Source organism: Amycolatopsis sp. AA4 (genome assembly GCF_002796545.1).
In the GTDB taxonomy this organism is placed as follows: Bacteria; Actinomycetota; Actinomycetes; order Mycobacteriales; family Pseudonocardiaceae; genus Amycolatopsis.
On record NZ_CP024894.1, the window covers coordinates 4,864,539 to 4,881,443 of the forward strand.

The window sequence follows — 16,905 nt, forward strand, 5'->3', positions numbered from 1 at the left end:
GGGCTGGCACGCCGCACAGCCCCGTCTTTCCCGGTCTCCGACCGGTCCCCGCGACAGGAGTCATCGATGAAGCTGCGTTCTGTCCTGCCCGTCGCCGCCGCGCTGGCGTTGCTCGCCGCGTGCGCGCCCACCCAATCCGGACCGGCCGCCGCCGGCGGAAACCAGACCGACGGCACGCTGCGGGTCTGGCTGTTCGACGAAGCCAACCGCGCCCCGAAGGAGGCCGCGGTCAAGGAAGCGATCACCGAATTCGAGGCCAGTCACGCCGGGGTGAAGGTCGACGTGCAGTGGGTCCCGGTCGAAGGCCGCGCCGACAAGTTCTCCGGCGCGTTCAACGACCCGTCCAACGCCCCCGACGTCGCCGAGTTCGGCAACACCGACGTCTCCAGCTACGCGCAGACCGGCGCGCTGTCCGACCTGACCAAGGACCTCTCGAACTGGTCGGACGGCAAGGACCTGCTGCCGTCGGTGGTGGACACCGCGAAGGCGAACGGCAAGATCTACGGCATTCCCTGGTACACCGGCATCCGCGCGTTGTACTACCGCACCGACGTGTTCGCCGAACTCGGCCTCAAGCCGCCGGCGACGCTGGCCGAACTGACCGACGACGCGCGAAAGATCCGCGAGAAGAAGCCCGACCTGTACGGCATCGCCACCGGCGGCAAATACACCTACGCGATGCTGCCGTTCATCTGGGCCAACGGCGGCGACCTGGCCAAACAGGACAACGGCAAGTGGACGTCCACTGTGGACTCACCGCAGGCCAAGGCCGGGGTCGCCGCGTACGCGAACCTGATCAAGGACGACATCTGCCCGCCCGCCGCCTGCGCCAACCTCACCGGGACGCAGAGCGTCACCGCGTTCGCCGGCGGGAAAGCGGGCATGGTGATCGGCGGCGACTTCAACCGCAAGGCCGTCGAAAAGGGCGCGGTGAAGGGCAAGTACGCGATCATGCCGCTGCCCGGCACGACCCCGGGTTCGGTCGCGCCCGCGTTCGCCGGCGGCAACCTGCTCGGCGTGTTCGGCGCGAGCCAGCGCCACGGTCTCGCGGTGCAGTTCGCCGAACTGCTGGCCGGCATCAAGTACCAGGAGAAGATGTACGCGGCGATGGGCAACCTGCCCACCCTCGCGTCGGTGCAGAAGAAGCTCGCCGCCAGCGACCCGACGCTGAAGGCCTTCGTGGACACGCTCAGCGCGGGCACGAAGTTCGTGCCGAGCACCCCGGCTTGGTCCAAGATCGACAGCCAGAACGTCCTGCCCACCGCCGTGCAGCAGATCGCCACCGGCGGCAAGGACGCGAACGCCGCGCTGGCCGACGCGGCCGCGGCGATGAACAAGAACTTCGGCTGACCCGTGGCCGCAGTCCGTTCCGCGACCGTCCGCCGCGACGGCCGCGCGGCCCTTCGCTACCTGCTGCCCGCCGGGATCCTGCTCGGCGCGCTGCTGGTGTACCCGATCTACCAGCTGGTCGTGATCTCGCTCTACGACTACGGCCAGCCGCAGGCGGCGGGCGCGGCCCCGCTGGTGTTCCTCGGCCTCGACAACTACGCCGCCCTGCTCGCCGACGTCCAGTTCTGGACGGTGCTGGGCAAGACGGTCGGGTTCGCCGCCGCCTGCGTCGTCGGCAGCCTGGTCGTCGGCACGGCGCTGGCCGTGCTGGCGAGCCGGGTCCGCGCGTTCCCGCGCACGCTGCTGTTCCTGGCGGCGCTCGGCGCGTGGGCGACCCCGGCGATCGCCGGCTCGTACGTCTGGCTGTTCCTCTTCGACACCGATTTCGGCCTGGTCAACGAGGTGCTCGCGGGCCTCGGGTTCAGCGGGATGGAGCACCATTCCTGGGCGTTCGGCACCTTCGGCACGTTCGGGCTGGTCGCCGCCGAGGTGATCTGGTGCTCGTTCCCGTTCGTCATGGTCACTATGTACGCCGGGATCAGCGGGGTGCCGAAGGAGACGCTGGAGGCCGCCGCGCTCGACGGCGCGTCGGTCTGGCGCACCTCGTGGTCGGTGGTCCTGCCCGCGGTGCGGCCGCTGCTGACCATCGCGACCGTGCAGTCGATCATCTGGGACTTCAAGGTGTTCACCCAGATCTACGTGATGACCAACGGCGGCGGCATCGCCGGGCGGAACCTGATCCTCAACGTCTACGCCTACCAGCAGGCGTTCGCCGGGCAGGAGTACGGGCTCGGCTCGGCCATCGGGGTCGTGATGACCTTGCTGCTGCTGTCGATCACCGGGCTGTACGTCCGGTCCCAGCGCCGGAGTGCCGCATGGCTGTGAAAGTCCGCCGCCCCGCGCGGCTCGTCGCCGAAATCGTGACCGTGGTGATCGCCGGGATCGTCGCGTTCCCGCTGTACTGGATGGTGCTGTCGGCGTTCAAACCGGCCGGCGAAATCCAGTCCGCACACCCGAAACCGTGGACGTTCGCGCCCTCGCTGGACAGTTTCCAGCGAGTGCTCACGGTGTCCGGATTCGGCCGGTACTTCCTGAACAGCCTCGTGGTCGCGGTCGTCGTGGTGCTGCTGTCCCTGGTGTTCTCGTTCCTGTCCGCGGTGGCGCTCACGCGCTTCCGGTTCCGTGGCCGCGGAGTGCTGCTGGTGATGCTGCTGGTGGCGCAGATGGTGCCGGTGGAAGCCTTGACCATCCCGCTGTTCTTCCTGATGCGCTCGGTCGGCGGCACGGTGCCCGCGTTCGGGCTCAACGAACTGGGCTCGCTCGTGCTGGTGCACCTGGCGTTCAGCCTGCCGTTCGCGATCTGGATGCTGCGCGGGTTCGTCGCCGCGGTGCCCGCCGAACTCGAGGAAGCGGCCACTTTGGACGGTGCGTCGCGGATGCGGTTCACCTGGCAGATCCTGTTCCCGCTCGTCGCCCCCGGGCTCGTGGCGGTGAGCGTGCTCGCGTTCATCCACGCGTGGAACGACTTCCTGTTCGCCAAGACGTTCATCATCTCCAAGACCGAGAACCAGACTCTGCCGCAGGCGATCCTGGTGTTCTTCAAACCGGAGGACACCGACTGGGGCGCCGTGATGGCCTCGTCCACCCTGATGACCATTCCGGTGCTGGTGTTTTTCGTGCTGGTGCAACGGAAGCTCGTCGGCGGGACGGCCGGGGCCGTGAAGGGATGACCATGTCCGGTTTCGCCGCTCTCCTCCCCCGTCCGGTGTCCGCGGAACCCGCGCCCGGCACCTGTCCGTGGCCCGCTCCGGTGGAGGTGCGGACCGCGGATCTCCCCGCCGAGGGCTACCGGCTCACGATCGCGCCCGACGGCGTCGCGCTCGAAGCAGCCGACGCCGCGGGCGAGTTCTACGGCCGCCAGACCCTGCGCCAGCTGGCCGGTCCGGACGCGTTCCGTGCCGTGCCGATCCATCATGGACCGGTCGAGCTGCCGTGCGGGACGGTCACCGACTATCCGCGTTTCGCCTGGCGCGGCTGCCTTTACGACGTGGCCCGGCATTTCCGGACGAAAGCCGAGGTGCTCCGGTTCGTCGATCTGCTGGCCGCGCACAAGCTGAACGTGCTGAACTTGCACCTCACCGACGACCAGGGCTGGCGGATCGAAACGCCGGAGTGCCCCCGGCTCACGTCCGTCGGCGGCTGGCGGAAATCGTCGATGGTCGGCAGGCACGACGGCCCGGAACGCGACGGCCGCCCACACGGCGGTTACTACACGGTGGACGATCTGCGCGAGATCGTGGCCTACGCGGCGACCCGGGCGATCACCGTGGTGCCCGAAGTGGACATTCCCGGGCACGCCCGAGCCGCCATCACGGCCTACCCGGAACTCGGTCCGCCCAGCGAAACCCCTTGGGAGGTCTGGACTTCCTGGGGAATCAGCACCTCGCTGCTGCATCCGTCCGAGTCCACTTTGGACTTCTTCCGGAAAGTCTTCGACCACGTGCTGGACCTCTTCCCGTCCCCGGTGATCGCCCTCGGCGGCGACGAGGTGCCCGGCGGCACCGAGGCACACCACCGGTTCGTCCGGGCGATCGCCGACCATCTCGTCGCGCGCGGCCGCACGCCGATGGGCTGGGACGAGGTCCTCGACGGCGGCGACCTGCCGGCCATGGTGATCGGCGTGTGGCAGGACCGCGAACGCGCCGCGCTGGCGCTGAAGGGCGGCCACGAGGTGGTGCTCTGCCCCGAGGACGGCGTGTACCTCGACCACCGGCAGAGCGACCACCCGGACGAACCGATCCCGGTCGGGTACCTGCAGGATCTCGAGCATTTCTACGGATTCGAGCCCGAGTCCGGACCGGGGGTGCGCGGGATCCAGGCGCAGCTGTGGTCCGAGCACCTGGACACCGTGCGGCGGACGGATTACGCGGCCTTCCCGCGGCTGTCGGCGTTCGCCGAGGTCGCGTGGAGCAGCGGACCGCGCGACTACGCGGAATTCCTGCCCCGGCTGCGCGACCATCACCTGCCGCGGCTGGACGCGCTCGGCGTGGAGTACCGGCCGTTGGACGGGCCGCGTCCGTGGCAGACCCGGCCGGACGCACCGGGCCGCCCGCGCTGATCCCTGCGGTTTCTGTCTCCGCGAAGCGGCTCGGCTTCGGTGTGCCCGAAGCCGAGCCGTATAGGTCGTTATACGCCAGCCGGGCCGAGGAAGGTTCCACCGGTAGCGTCGACGACCTGTCCGGTGACCCAGCGCGAGTCCGCCGAGGCCAAGAACGCGACCACGTCGGCGATATCGGCCGCCTCAGCGACCCGTCGGAGCGCGGACGCGGCCGCCGTCCCCGCGCGCATCCGCTCGTCGGCGAACATGTGCGCGGTGCGGTCGGTCGGCGTCGGGCCGGGAGCCACGCCGTTCACCGTGATCCCCCGCTGGCCGAGCTCCTGCGCCAGACTGCGGGTGAACACGTCGAGCGCGCCCTTCGTCATGCTGTACGCCAGCTCGAACGGCAGCGCGATGCGCGTGTCCGCCGACGAGATGTTGACAATCCGGCCGCCGTCCCGCAACACCGGCAACAGTTGCTGCACCAAGAAAAACGGCGCCTTGACGTTCACCGCGAACACCCGGTCGAACTCCTCCGGCGTCGCTGTGGTGATCGAGCCCGCGCCGGTCGCCGCGTTGTTGACCAGGATGTCGAGCGCGGCCTCGCCGGTGCGTTCGCGCAGCTCCGCAGACAGACGCTCGACCAGCGTCTTCGCGTCCCCGTCGACCCCCAGCGTCGCCTGCACCGCGAACGCCTGCCCACCGCTTGCCTCAATCGCCGCGACGGTCTCCTTGGCCGCCGCTTCGTCGCTGCCGTAGTGCACGGCGACCAGCGCGCCGTCGTTCGCCAGCCGCTGCGCGATGGCCCGGCCGATGCCCTTGCCGCCGCCGGTGACCAGGGCGATCTTCTTCGTCATTTCTTGCTCCCCTTGAGTGGTGAACTTCGATGTCCACACTTTCGAGGGGTCCGCTTACCGGGCGCGCACGAAGCGCTGACGGTGCCGGTCAGCGCTCAGCCAGGCTTCAGCCGGTACCAGACCTCCGGCCGCCCGACCTGCCCGTATCGCGGTTCTCGCTGGGCCAATCCGTTGTCCGCCAAGTACTCCAGGTATCGCCGCGCGGTGACCCGGGACGCCCCGATCGCGCTGGCCGCGGTACCGGCGGACAGGCCTTCGCCGGCGCCGGCGAGCGCGTCGGTGATCGCGTCCAGCGTCTCCGCGCTCATGCCCTTCGGCAGCGGCGCGGCCTCGGTGGTGCGCAGCGTGCCGAGCGCGCGATCGATCTCCGCTTGCCCGGTGACCTCGCCGGACGCCTCGCGGAACGACGCGTAACGCTCCAGCTTGTCCCGCAGCGACGCGAAGGTGAACGGCTTGAGCAGGTACTGCACGACCCCGACCGAGACCGCCGCCTTGACCAGCGCGAGGTCGCGCGCGGACGTCACCGCGATGACGTCGATCGGCAGCCCGGCCGCGCGCAGCGACCGGCAGACCGCGAGGCCGTGCGTGTCCGGCAGGTAGAAGTCCAGCAGGACGAGGTCGACGGGTTCGCGCTCGCAGAACCGCAGCGCCTCGCCGCCGGAATGCACCACCCCGGCGACGACGAATCCCGGCAGCCGCTCGACGTACAGCCGATGCGCCTCGGCCGCCACCGGCTCGTCTTCCACCACCAGCACGCGGATCACGCCGAAACCTCCTGCCTTGGCAGCCGCACGGTGAACACCGCGCCGCCGTCGCGTCCGACGTCAATGGTGCCGCCGTAACGCCGGACGGCCTGCACCACCAACGCCAGCCCGAGACCGTGCTCGTCCCCGGCCTTCGTCGACCAGCCCCGGCGGAACATCTCCCCCACCGCTTCCTCCGGCACGCCCGGGCCGTTGTCCGCGACGCGCAGCAGCAGACCGTCCTCTTCGGACCGGGCGGTGACGACCACCGACGGCCGCGCGACGGATTCCCGCACCACCGCGTCGATTCCGTTGTCGATGAGGTTGCCGAGAATCGTCACCAGATCCCGTCCGGCGACGCCAGGACCGAGGTCGTCGATCATCGTGTCCGGCGTGATGGTGAGCTCCACGCCGCGTTCGCTCGCCTCCGCGGCCTTGCCGAGCAGCAACGCGGCCAGCACCGGTTCGGCGACCGCCGTCATCACGCGGTCGGTGAGTTCCTGCGCCAGCGCGAGTTCGGCGGTCGCGAACTCCACGGCGTCCTCGGGACGGCCCAGCTCCACCAGCGACACGACCGTGTGCAGCCGGTTCGCGGCTTCGTGCGCCTGCGAACGCAACGCTTCGGCGAGGCTGCGCGCGGTGGTCAGCTCGCCGGTCAGCGTCTGGAGTTCGGTGTGGTCGCGCAGGATCACCACGGTGCCCTGCGCGCGACCGCCGGAGCTGACGAGCGTCGTGCTCACGACCAGCACCCGCGAGTCGGTCAGGTGCAGTTCTTCAGTGCGGTTTTCCGGCGCGGTGAAGGCCGCCGCCAGTTCGGGCGACAACCCCAGATCGGCGAGCGACTGCCCGACCGGGTCGCCGCTCAGCCCGAGGAGCATGCGGGCGCCGTCGTTGCACAGCCCGACCCGGCCGTCGCGGTCCACCAGCAGCACGCCCTCGCGGACCGAATGCAGCACCGCTTCGTGGTACTCGAACAGATTGCTCAGCTCGGCCGGCGCGATGCCGCGCGTCTGCCGCTTCAGCCGCGCGCTCACGAGCCAGCCCCCGCAGGCGCCCACTAGCAATACTGCCGCCGCGACGCCGAGCAGCGGCCAGACGCGCTCCTGCACCTCAGCCGAAATCGCCGCGATCGTGATGCCCACCGCGACGAGCGCGACCACCCGATGGTTCGCGTCGAACACCGGCACCACCACGCGCACCGACGGGCCGAGCGAACCGGTGTAGGTCTCCGACACGACGCCGCCTTGCTGCGCCGCTTCGATGTGCCCGAGGAACCGCTGGCCGATCAACGCCGGATTCGGGTGCGTGTAACGGATTCCCCGCGGCGACATGATCGTCACGAAGTCCACGCGCGTGTCCGCGAGCACCCGCTGCGCGTACGGCTGCAGCGTCGCGGTCGGATCGGCACTCGCCGCGGCGCGCGCGACGTCCGGCGCGTCGGCGATCGAACGGGCCACCGCGAGCGACTGCTCCCCGGCCCGGTCGGTCGTCGTGCGGCGGGCGTCGAGATAGGCGATAGTGATGCCGCCGGAGACCAGCACGAGCAGGATCGCCAGCTGCAGCACCAGCAGCTGCCGGGCCAGGCTCCAGCGGCTCGTCCGGATCCGAGGTGTCGGGGGCACCCGCTCATACCAGCACACGCGCGGGTCCGGCGGCACTCCGGCGCCGCTGCCGGGAAGTCCACACCGGACTCCTCCCGCCGCGAACTCAATGAACACAACGGTGACGCCGGTCATATCGCCCCGCATAGTGACCCGCGTTCCCCCCCACCGAGCTGGAGGCAACGGTGCCTACACCGACCCCCGAAGCGGCCGCGCCCAAGCGCGACCGCACGCGTTACCTGTACCTGGCCGTGATCGCCGCCGTCGTGCTCGGCGTCGCGGTCGGGCTGCTCTGGCCGTCCGTCGGCAAGAGCCTCGCCCCGCTGGGCACCGGCTTCGTCAACCTGATCAAGATGATGATCTCCCCGATCATCTTCTGCACCATCGTGCTGGGCATCGGCTCGGTCGCGAAGGCGGCGAAGGTCGGCAAGGTCGGCGTCACCGCGCTGGTCTACTTCATCGTGATGTCGACGTTCGCGCTCGCGATCGGGCTCGTCGTCGGCAACCTGCTGCACCCGGGCACCGGCCTGCACCTCAACCCGGCCGACGTGTCGAAGGTGCACCAGCAGGCCAAGGGCGAGGGCGGCGTCGACTTCCTGCTCGGCATCATCCCGAAGACCTTCGTGTCCGCGTTCACCGAGGGCCAGGTGCTGCAGACGCTGCTCGTGGCGCTGCTGGCCGGGTTCGCGCTGCAGAAGCTCGGCAAGCGCGGCGAGCCGATCCTGCGCGGCATCGAGCACCTCCAGCGGCTCGTGTTCCGCATCCTGTCGATGATCATGTGGGCCGCCCCGGTGGGCGCGTTCGGCGCGATCGCCGCGGTGGTCGGCGCGACCGGCTGGGGCGCGCTGCGCAGCCTGCTGGTGATCATGCTCGGCTTCTACCTGACCTGCCTGGTGTTCGTGTTCGGCGTCCTCGGCGCGGTGCTGTGGCTCGGCGCGCGGGTCAACATCTTCAGCCTGCTGCGGTATCTCGGCCGCGAGTTCCTGCTGATCCTCTCGACGTCCTCCTCGGAATCCGCGCTGCCGCGGCTGATCGCGAAGATGGAGCACCTCGGGGTCAGCAAGCCGGTCGTCGGCATCACGGTGCCCACCGGGTACTCGTTCAACCTCGACGGCACCGCGATCTACCTGACGATGGCGACGCTGTTCATCGCCACCGCACAGGACCAGCCTCTCGCGCTCGGCGAGCAGATCACGTTGCTGCTGTTCATGATCATCGCGTCGAAGGGCGCGGCGGGCGTGAGCGGCGCCGGCATCGCGACGCTGGCCAGCGGCCTGCAGTCGCACCGCCCGGAACTCGTCGACGGCGTCGGCTTCATCCTCGGCATCGACCGCTTCATGTCCGAGGCCCGAGCCCTGACGAACTTCGCCGGCAACGCGGTCGCGACCGTCCTCATCGGATCGTGGATGAAGGAATTCGACCGGGAACGCTCGCGGCAGGTGTTCACCGGCCAGGCGCCGTTCGACGAGGCCACCCTGCTCGACGACACACCGGCCGAGCCCGCTCAGCCAGTCCCGGCGAACGCCTGAGACCCAGTCCGGGCCCGGGTCCCTTCCCTCCGGGCGCGGACTGTTTCGGCGCCGCGGCCGTGCGCGTCCCCCGTGCGCACGGCCGCGGCGCCTTTCCATTTTCAGTCCATTTCAGCAAGCACTGCGACCGTCGTAGCCCTGCCGCGAAACCGCGATCGCCTCGCGGTGCCGTTCCGCCCAGTCGACCAGCCCGGACAGCGAGTCGTACAGCTCGCGCGCCATTTCGGTGGCCTCGTACTCGACCCGCGGCGGGACCGTCGGGTAGACCGTGCGCTTGAGCAGGCCGTCGCGTTCGAGGTTCCGCAGGGTGAGCGTGAGCATGCGGCGGCTGATCCCCTGCACCGAGCGTTCGAGTTCGGTGAACCGCACCGGACCGCGCGTCGCCTCCAGCAGGATGCCGATCACCCATTTCCCGCTGATCCGGTTCACGACCTCCATCACCGTGCACACCGCGAATTTCGCCGGGTCGAAGTCCGTGGCCTCGTCGGTCACAGCGATGTTCCCCTGGGACATGAAAGTGCCTCCTTCCGCGATCCTCCATGGTCACACATGATGGGCACTGTTACAAGAGATGCCCTGGCTTCGACCAGCGGAAACTCTCCCCTGTGCCGGTTATGGAGGACCTTGTCATGCCCGAAACCGCTCGGCATCGCGGTGCGGCGCTCGCCGTGCTGTCCGCCGCCTCGCTGATGGTGGTGCTCGACAGCTCGATCGTCGCGGTCGCCCTGCCGGTGATCCAGACCGACCTGGGCTTCAGCGCGCCCGGGCTGGCCTGGGTGGTCAACGCCTACCTCGTCGCGTTCGGCGGCCTGCTCCTGCTGTCCGGCCGCCTCGGCGACCTGGTCGGCCGGCGGCGGGTGTTCCTCATCGGTCTCGTCGTCTTCACCGCCGCTTCGTTCGCCGCCGGTCTCTCGCCGAACGCCACCACGCTGGTCGTCGCGCGCTTCATCCAAGGCGTCGGCGGGGCCCTGACGTCAGCGGTCGTCTTGGGCATGATCGTGACGCTCTATCCCGAGCCGCGCGCCCGCGTCCGCGCGATCGGCGTTTACAGCTTCACGCAAGCCGCGGGCGCGTCGATCGGCCTGGTCGCGGGCGGCGCGCTCACCCAAGGCCTGGACTGGCACTGGACCTTCTACATCAACCTGCCCATCGGCGTCGCCGCGCTCGTCCTGACTCCGATGGTCGTCGCCTCCGATCGCGGGCTCGGCCTGCGCACCGGCATCGACGTCCTGGGCGCACTTCTGGTCACCGCCGGAGTGATGCTGCTGGTGCTGGGGATCGTGCAAGCAGGCGACGCCGGCTGGACCTTCCTGACCGTCGGCACGCTCGTCCTGGCGGTCGTCCTGCTCGTGCTGTTCCTGGTGCGCCAGGCCCGGACGCGAACTCCGTTGCTGCCACTGCGATTGCTCCGGGTGCGCGCGATCAGCGGCGCCAACCTGACCATGGTGGTGATGGTCGCCGGGTTCCTGGGATTCCAGTTCGTCACCGCGCTGTACCTGCAGCAGGTGCTCGGTTTCGACGCTCTCACCACGGGTTTCGCCTTCGTCCCGACCCCGGTCGTGATCGCCGCTTTCTCGCTCGGCCTGGCCGATTGGCTGAACACCCGCTTTTCCCCGCGCGCGGTCCTGGTCTCCGGGTTGCTGACGACGTCGGTCGCTTTCCTTTACCTGACCCAAGTCCAGACCTCCGGCGGCTACGCGTCGCACGTGCTGCCGTCGCTGATCCTGATGGGCGCCGGAGCGGGAATGGCGATCCCGGCGCTGATGGGGTTGGCGATGTCCGCCGCGACGCCCGCCGACTCCGGCGTGACGTCCGGCTTGATCACCACCACGCAGCAGGTCGGCGGAGCGCTGGGCACGGCCGTGCTGGCCACCGCCGCCGCGATCCGGACGGCCGAGATGCTGAGCGCGGGCGCTCCGGAGAAGGAGGCTCTGGCGTCCGGCTTCCGGGTGGCCTACGGATTCAGCGCCGGGCTGACCGCGCTCGCCGCGATCCTCGCCGCGGTGCTCCTGGGCCGCCGAGCCGCCGCCGCTCCGGCCGCCGCGGCCGAACCGGTCGCGCGCTAGTCACCTCGAGGCCGCGAGGTAACCGGCCAGCCCGTGGTGGCCCCGCCGCATCATCCACGCGTGATTGGCGCGGAAGAACGGCCGGGCCACCGCGTCCAGCCTGCGCAGCAACGGTTTCCGCACCTGGACGCGCTGCGTGATCTCCAGCCGGGAGCCCCCGGTCTCAGCGTGGATCGCCCCGGCGAGCACCCCGTCGAGGTCCCCGCTCAGCCGGACGCGCACCCGCAGCCCCGCCGCGTCCTGCTGCTCCCGGTGCATCGCGACGACGAGCCGGTACGGCAGCCGGGACCGGCAGACGATCTGGGCGGTGTCGTCGTCGACCTGGCGCACCGACCGGACGTCCGGCCACCACCGCGGGTACGACTCGAGGTCGACGATCGCGTCGAACACCCGCCCGGGGACGGTCGGCAGCCACCATTCGCTGCGGAACGCGTATTCGGCGTCCCTCTTGTTCTCGAGGACCACAGTCGCCCCTCCCTCTCCCGGTCAGCGGAACGCGCGCTTGTCGATCTTGACCGCCGTTTCCTAGGCTGGCCACTCCTTGGGTACGCCGCCGCCTGAACCTTCGAGGAGGCCTGCCGTGCCGATCATCGCGCGAACCGCCCTGGCCGCGCTGCTGGCCGCGACGCTCGCCGGCTGCGGGTCCTCCCCGCCCGCACCCGCCTTCACCGCGACCCTCACCTCTCCCACGAACGTCGTCCTGCACTGGCCTGCCGACCCGGCCGCGGCGGGCTACCTCCTCGAGTACGCCAACGCCGCCGACGGCCCGTGGACCGCGCTGCAGTACCTCCCGCGCGGTCAGACTTCTTATACCCACCCGAACCTGATCCCGGAAACGCCGTTCTACTACCGAATCCGCTCTTTCGCAGGTCCAGTGTCGGCGACCGTCACGCCGGGCAGCGCGTCTCCTTCCGAGGCCGCTGTCCCGCCGTCCGCCCCGGCCAATCTCACCGCGACGCCCGCTGCAGACCAGAGCGTGCACTTCGCCTGGACCGACCGGTCCGCCGACGAAGCCGGTTTCCTCCTGGAAATCCGCCGCCCCGGCACGCCGGATTTCGCCCCGGTCGAGGTGACCGACCCCGACACGACGCGCTGCGCGCTGTCCCTCCTGCCCGGCGAACAAGGTTCGGCTTTCCGGGTCCGCGCCCTGTCCTACGGCCCGCTCTCCCCTGTCGTCGAACGCACCACGGGCAAGGACTGACCCGCCCTCCGCGCAGCGAAAAGCCGCCCGGCGCGGAGACCGGACGGCTCTTGCTGGCTCGGGTTCGAGCGGGTCAGGCCGGGTTGAGCACCTGTGTGAGGAACTCGCCGGTGTAGCTGCCTTCGGTGGCCGCGACCTGTTCGGGCGTTCCCTCGGCGACCACCATGCCGCCGCCGGAGCCGCCTTCCGGGCCCATGTCGATGATCCAGTCGGACGTCTTGATCACGTCGAGGTTGTGCTCGATCACGATCACCGTGTTGCCCTTGTCCACCAGGCCGTTGATCACGCCGATCAACTTGCTGATGTCTTCGAAGTGCAGCCCGGTGGTCGGCTCGTCGAGGATGTAGACGGTCTTGCCGGTGGAGCGCTTCTGCAGTTCGCTCGCCAGCTTCACGCGCTGCGCCTCGCCGCCGGACAGGGTCGGGGCGGGCTGGCCCAGGCGGACGTAGCCGAGGCCGACGTCGACGAGGGTCTGCAGGTGCCGGTGGATCGCCTTGATCGGCTCGAAGAACTCGGCCGCCTCCTCGATCGGCATGTCCAGCACGTCGGACACCGTCTTGCCCTTGTAGTGCACCTCGAGCGTCTCCCGGTTGTACCGGGCGCCCTTGCACACCTCGCACGGGACGTAGACGTCGGGCAGGAAGTTCATCTCGATCTTGATCGTGCCGTCGCCGGCGCACGCCTCGCAGCGGCCGCCCTTGACGTTGAACGAGAAGCGGCCCTGCTGGTACCCGCGGACCTTCGCCTCGGTGGTGGCCGCGAACAGCTTGCGCACGTGGTCCCACACGCCGGTGTAGGTGGCCGGGTTGGAGCGCGGCGTGCGGCCGATCGGCGACTGGTCGACGCGCACCAGCTTGTCGACGTTGCCGAGGCCGTTGACCCGGGTGTGGCGGCCCGGGACCTGGCGCGCGCCGTTCAGCTTGTTCGCCAGCACCTGCGCGAGGATGTCGTTGACCAGCGTCGACTTGCCCGACCCGGACACGCCGGTGACCGACACGAGGCAGCCGAGCGGGAACGACACGTCGATGCCGCGCAGGTTGTGCTCGCGCGCGCCCACTACGGTGAGCTGCCGCTTCTTGTCGACCGGCCGCCGGATCGCCGGCACCTCGATCCGCCGCCGCCCGGACAGGTACGCCCCGGTGATCGAATCCTTGTTCTTCAGGATCTTCTTGTACGGGCCGCTGTGCACGATGTGCCCGCCGTGCTCGCCCGCGCCCGGGCCGATGTCGACCACCCAGTCGCTGGCCCGGATGGTGTCCTCGTCGTGCTCGACCACGATCAGCGTGTTGCCGAGGTTGCGCAGCCGGGTCAGCGTCTCGATCAGCCGGTGGTTGTCGCGCTGGTGCAGGCCGATCGACGGCTCGTCCAGCACGTACAGCACGCCCACCAGGCCGGAGCCGATCTGCGTCGCCAGCCGGATGCGCTGCGCCTCGCCGCCGGACAGCGTGCCGGACGCGCGGTCGAGCGACAGGTAGGTGAGGCCGACGTCGAGCAGGAAGCGCAGGCGCGCCTGGATCTCCTTCAGCACCGCGCCCGCGATCATCGCCTCGCGCGGGCCGAGCACCAGCTCGTCGAGGAATTCCGACGCCTCCGCGATGGACAGCGCGCAGACCTCGGCGATCGACCGGTCGCCCTGCGTCGCGTGCTCCAGCGTGACCGCGAGGATCTCCGGCTTGAGCCGCGTGCCCTGGCACGCCGGGCACGGCACCTCGCGCATGTAGCCCTCGTACCGCTCGCGCATGTACTCCGAGTCGGTCTGCTCGAGGCGCCGCTCCAGGAACGGGATGACGCCCTCGAAGGCCGCGTAGTACGAGCGCTGCCTGCCGTACCGGTTGCGGTAGCGGACGTGCACCTGCTCGTCGACGCCGTGCAGCACCGCCTTCTGCACGCGGGCGGGCAGCCGCCGCCACGGCGTGTCCATGCGGAACCCGACCGCCTCCGACAGCGATTCCAGCAGCCGCAGGAAGTAGTCGGCGCTCTGCCCGCCCGCCCACGGCGCGATGGCCCCCTCGGCGAGCGACAGCTCGTCGTCCGGCACCACCAGTTCCGGGTCGACCTCCTTGCGGATGCCGATGCCGGTGCACTCGGGGCACGCGCCGTAGGGCGAGTTGAAGGAGAACGACCGGGGTTCGAGGTCCTCGATCGCCAGCGGGTGGCCGTTGGGGCAGGCCAGGTTCTCGGAGAAGCCGCGCACGCGGTGCGGGTCGTTCTCGTCGAGGTCGACGAATTCCAGCTCGACCAGGCCGTCGGCCAGCCGCAGCGCCGTCTCCACCGAGTCGGTGAGCCGCTGGCGCGCGCTGGTCTTGACCGCGAGCCGGTCGATCACCACGCCGATCTGGTGCTTTTCCTGCTTCTTCAGCTTCGGCGGGTCGGTGAGCGGGTGCACCGTGCCGTCGACGACCACGCGCGCGTAGCCCTGCTGCTGCAGGTTCTGGAACAGGTCGAGGTACTCGCCCTTGCGCCCGCGCACGACCGGCGCGAGCACCTGGAACCGGGTGCCCTCGGTCATCTCCAGCACCTGGTCGACGATCTGCTGCGGCGTCTGCTTGCTGATCGCCTCGCCGCACTTGGGGCAGTGCGCCTTGCCGGCGCGGGCGTAGAGCAGCCGCAGGTAGTCGTAGACCTCGGTGATGGTGCCGACGGTCGACCGCGGGTTGCGCGAGGTCGACTTCTGGTCGATCGACACCGCGGGCGAGAGGCCCTCGATGAAGTCGACGTCCGGCTTGTCCATCTGCCCGAGGAACTGCCGCGCGTACGCCGACAGCGACTCCACGTACCGCCGCTGTCCCTCGGCGAAGATCGTGTCGAAGGCCAGGCTCGACTTGCCCGACCCGGACAGGCCGGTGAACACGATCATGCTGTCGCGGGGCAGATCGAGATCCACGCCGCGGAGGTTGTGCTCGCGCGCTCCGCGAACAACGAGGCGATCAGCCACGCCTTCGTTCCTTCCGTCGTTCTGCTCGGTGGCCCGCCGGGAGATCCGGTGCCGGCGGACGTGCCCAGGGTAGGGACGACCACCGACAAAAACCGGACCGCACGTGTTCTGCCTGGGCTTTTCCGCTCTCCGGGGACCGGGGGAAGCGGCCCGCGGCGGGGTCGCCGGACGCTGTCGGAGGCCCCGCGCGGCAGAGCGGATGCGCGGGCTGGCCCGGTTCCACGATACAGGTCGGCGAAGGCCGCCCGGCCCGGGTGCACGCCCCCGGGAACCGGCGCGGAGCCCGGCCTTCCGCCGGGTTTCGCGGAAACTGTCGGTCCCTGCCGATACGTTCGCGGGGTGGCGAGCGACGAAGCCGGAGCGGTGCGGATCTACGCGGCGGGGAAAGGCGGCGACAGCCCAGGACCGGGCGGCTGGGCCGCGCTGCTGGCCTACGGCGGCCATCGGAAAACCCTCACCGGCGGGGCGGCGGAGACGACCGCCGCCCGCATGGCGCTGACCGCGGCGGCGGAAGCGCTCGAAAGCCTGAAAAGGCCCGTCCGCGTGCGGCTTTGCAGCGAGCATCTCCGCACCGCGCTGGACGCCCCGGGATGCGACGACCTCCTCTCCCGGCTCCGCGCCTGCGCCGACCGCCACCAGATCGCCTGGCAGACGGCCGACGACCCGGATGCCCGCACCCAGCTCGCCGAACTGGCCGACCTCGCGGCCGCGGCGCGCCCCACCGGACGACCGCCCGCGCTGCCGGAGGACGACGAGTGCCGCCACGGCATGACGGAGGCCTACTGCGCCGACTGCCGCCAGCTCGACGCGGGAGTGCTGCCCACCGGCTACCGCACGGCGGGCGGCAGCGCCTACCACAACGACGCCGACTGCTACTGGCTGCGCAGGGGCCAGCAGCGGTCGGAGCGGATGGGCCGCAACACGCACGAGATCGTCCGGATCGCCTGGGCGTCGGTGATCCCCGGCGAACTCGCGCCGTGCGAGCACTGCTGCACGCCGGAGTGGCTGCGCTGGCATCGGCGCGGGCGTCTCACCCGCTCTGCATGACGCACCGGACCCGGTCGAAGCGGCCCACGGCGAGGTCGTCCGCACGGATCAGCCAGTGCAGGACACCGACGCCGCCCCAGGCGAGGCCTGTGTCGCCGTCGCTGCCGATCCAGCGCAACGCGGGCGGACAGCCGACCCCGCTCGAACCGGCCCACCGCAACGTCGTCCTCACGGATCAACCAATGCACGACACCGACGCCGCCCCGGGCGAGACCCGAGTCGCCGTCGCTGCCGATCCAGCGCAACGCGGGCGGACAGCCGACCCCGCTCGAACCGGCCCACGGCGACGTCGTCCTCGCCGATCAACCAATGCACGACGCCCACGTCGCTCCAGGCGAGGCTCGCGTCGCCACGGCTTCGATCTACGAGCAACGCCCAGCGCAACGCGGGCCGACGGCCGAGAACCCGGCCGCCCGTACCCAGCCTGCCCCACCGGGCAA

The 16,905-nt window shown here is 70.3% G+C and carries 15 protein-coding genes; 8 read left to right on the forward strand and 7 right to left on the reverse strand.

Annotated elements, in window-relative coordinates:
* Positions 1 to 66: 66 nt before the first annotated feature.
* From CU254_RS22560 to CU254_RS22575, 4 genes are read left to right on the forward strand one after another with little or no spacing between them, the layout of a single operon-like run.
* On the forward strand, positions 67 to 1,350 hold the full coding sequence (locus CU254_RS22560; RefSeq protein WP_009079636.1) for an extracellular solute-binding protein: 1,284 nt from the start codon (positions 67 to 69) through the stop codon (positions 1,348 to 1,350).
* 3 nt (positions 1,351 to 1,353) lie between these two features.
* Entirely contained in the window at positions 1,354 to 2,274 is a 921-nt protein-coding gene (locus CU254_RS22565) for a carbohydrate ABC transporter permease (protein WP_009079638.1), read from the forward strand.
* Positions 2,265 to 3,119 carry a carbohydrate ABC transporter permease gene (locus CU254_RS22570; protein WP_037714502.1) on the forward strand — a complete coding sequence of 285 codons (855 nt, stop codon included), beginning with the start codon at positions 2,265 to 2,267 and terminating at the stop codon, positions 3,117 to 3,119. The genes CU254_RS22565 and CU254_RS22570 overlap by 10 nt, the downstream gene beginning before the upstream one ends.
* A 2-nt stretch (positions 3,120 to 3,121) precedes the next feature.
* Entirely contained in the window at positions 3,122 to 4,507 is a 1,386-nt protein-coding gene (locus CU254_RS22575) for a beta-N-acetylhexosaminidase (RefSeq protein WP_086024989.1), read from the forward strand.
* A 68-nt stretch (positions 4,508 to 4,575) separates the two neighbouring features.
* On the opposite strand, the gene CU254_RS22580 is transcribed toward CU254_RS22575, so the two are convergent.
* The 3 genes from CU254_RS22580 to CU254_RS22590 form a co-directional block, all read right to left on the reverse strand.
* Positions 4,576 to 5,343 (reverse strand): SDR family oxidoreductase, encoded by a 768-nt coding sequence (locus tag CU254_RS22580; RefSeq protein WP_009079645.1) that lies wholly within the window; start codon positions 5,341 to 5,343, stop codon positions 4,576 to 4,578.
* 95 nt (positions 5,344 to 5,438) lie between these two features.
* Positions 5,439 to 6,107 carry a response regulator gene (locus CU254_RS22585; protein ID WP_009079647.1) on the reverse strand — a complete coding sequence of 223 codons (669 nt, stop codon included), beginning with the start codon at positions 6,105 to 6,107 and terminating at the stop codon, positions 5,439 to 5,441.
* Positions 6,104 to 7,708 carry a sensor histidine kinase gene (locus CU254_RS22590; protein ID WP_037717715.1) on the reverse strand — a complete coding sequence of 535 codons (1,605 nt, stop codon included), beginning with the start codon at positions 7,706 to 7,708 and terminating at the stop codon, positions 6,104 to 6,106. The genes CU254_RS22585 and CU254_RS22590 overlap by 4 nt, the downstream gene beginning before the upstream one ends.
* A 164-nt stretch (positions 7,709 to 7,872) precedes the next feature.
* Between CU254_RS22590 and CU254_RS22595 the strand changes: the two genes are divergently transcribed.
* Positions 7,873 to 9,216, forward strand: coding sequence for a cation:dicarboxylate symporter family transporter (locus CU254_RS22595; protein WP_037714504.1), 1,344 nt, complete (start codon positions 7,873 to 7,875; stop codon positions 9,214 to 9,216).
* 111 nt (positions 9,217 to 9,327) lie between these two features.
* Here the strand turns inward: CU254_RS22595 and CU254_RS22600 are convergent, their stop codons facing one another.
* Positions 9,328 to 9,729 (reverse strand): helix-turn-helix domain-containing protein, encoded by a 402-nt coding sequence (locus CU254_RS22600; protein ID WP_009079653.1) that lies wholly within the window; start codon positions 9,727 to 9,729, stop codon positions 9,328 to 9,330.
* A 116-nt stretch (positions 9,730 to 9,845) separates the two neighbouring features.
* On the opposite strand from CU254_RS22600, the gene CU254_RS22605 reads away from it, so the two are divergent.
* Positions 9,846 to 11,282 carry an MFS transporter gene (locus CU254_RS22605; protein ID WP_037717718.1) on the forward strand — a complete coding sequence of 479 codons (1,437 nt, stop codon included), beginning with the start codon at positions 9,846 to 9,848 and terminating at the stop codon, positions 11,280 to 11,282.
* Here the strand turns inward: CU254_RS22605 and CU254_RS22610 are convergent, their stop codons facing one another.
* A complete protein-coding gene (locus CU254_RS22610; RefSeq protein WP_009079657.1) occupies positions 11,283 to 11,747 on the reverse strand; it encodes an SRPBCC family protein in 465 nt (154 codons plus the stop codon).
* Between the two features lie 115 nt (positions 11,748 to 11,862).
* Here CU254_RS22610 and CU254_RS22615 point away from each other — a divergent pair, with 115 nt between their 5' ends.
* Positions 11,863 to 12,483 carry a fibronectin type III domain-containing protein gene (locus CU254_RS22615; protein WP_009079659.1) on the forward strand — a complete coding sequence of 207 codons (621 nt, stop codon included), beginning with the start codon at positions 11,863 to 11,865 and terminating at the stop codon, positions 12,481 to 12,483.
* 73 nt (positions 12,484 to 12,556) lie between these two features.
* Here CU254_RS22615 and uvrA read toward each other — a convergent pair whose 3' ends face one another.
* Complete coding sequence (gene uvrA / locus CU254_RS22620) at positions 12,557 to 15,418, reverse strand: excinuclease ABC subunit UvrA (RefSeq protein WP_009079664.1); 2,862 nt, start codon at positions 15,416 to 15,418, stop codon at positions 12,557 to 12,559.
* A 339-nt stretch (positions 15,419 to 15,757) separates the two neighbouring features.
* Between uvrA and CU254_RS22625 the strand changes: the two genes are divergently transcribed.
* The gene (locus tag CU254_RS22625) at positions 15,758 to 16,465 is read left to right on the forward strand and encodes a hypothetical protein (protein ID WP_050788252.1); all 708 of its coding nucleotides are present in this window, start codon (positions 15,758 to 15,760) and stop codon (positions 16,463 to 16,465) included.
* On the opposite strand, the gene CU254_RS22630 is transcribed toward CU254_RS22625, so the two are convergent.
* Positions 16,449 to 16,637: a DUF1963 domain-containing protein gene (locus CU254_RS22630; RefSeq protein ID WP_009079666.1), complete on the reverse strand. Its 189-nt coding sequence runs from the start codon at positions 16,635 to 16,637 to the stop codon at positions 16,449 to 16,451. The genes CU254_RS22625 and CU254_RS22630 overlap by 17 nt on opposite strands.
* Positions 16,638 to 16,905: the final 268 nt, after the last annotated feature.

Excerpts from the sequence above, each read along its gene's own strand:
- CU254_RS22580 (WP_009079645.1), bottom strand. The coding sequence starts at position 5,343 with ATGACGAAGAAGATCGCCCTGGTCACCGGCGGCGGCAAGGGCATCGGC.
- CU254_RS22600 (WP_009079653.1), bottom strand. The coding sequence starts at position 9,729 with ATGTCCCAGGGGAACATCGCTGTGACCGACGAGGCCACGGACTTCGAC.
- CU254_RS22560 (WP_009079636.1), top strand. The coding sequence starts at position 67 with ATGAAGCTGCGTTCTGTCCTGCCCGTCGCCGCCGCGCTGGCGTTGCTC.
- CU254_RS22605 (WP_037717718.1), top strand. The coding sequence starts at position 9,846 with ATGCCCGAAACCGCTCGGCATCGCGGTGCGGCGCTCGCCGTGCTGTCC.
- CU254_RS22575 (WP_086024989.1), top strand. The coding sequence starts at position 3,122 with ATGTCCGGTTTCGCCGCTCTCCTCCCCCGTCCGGTGTCCGCGGAACCC.
- CU254_RS22570 (WP_037714502.1), top strand. The coding sequence starts at position 2,265 with ATGGCTGTGAAAGTCCGCCGCCCCGCGCGGCTCGTCGCCGAAATCGTG.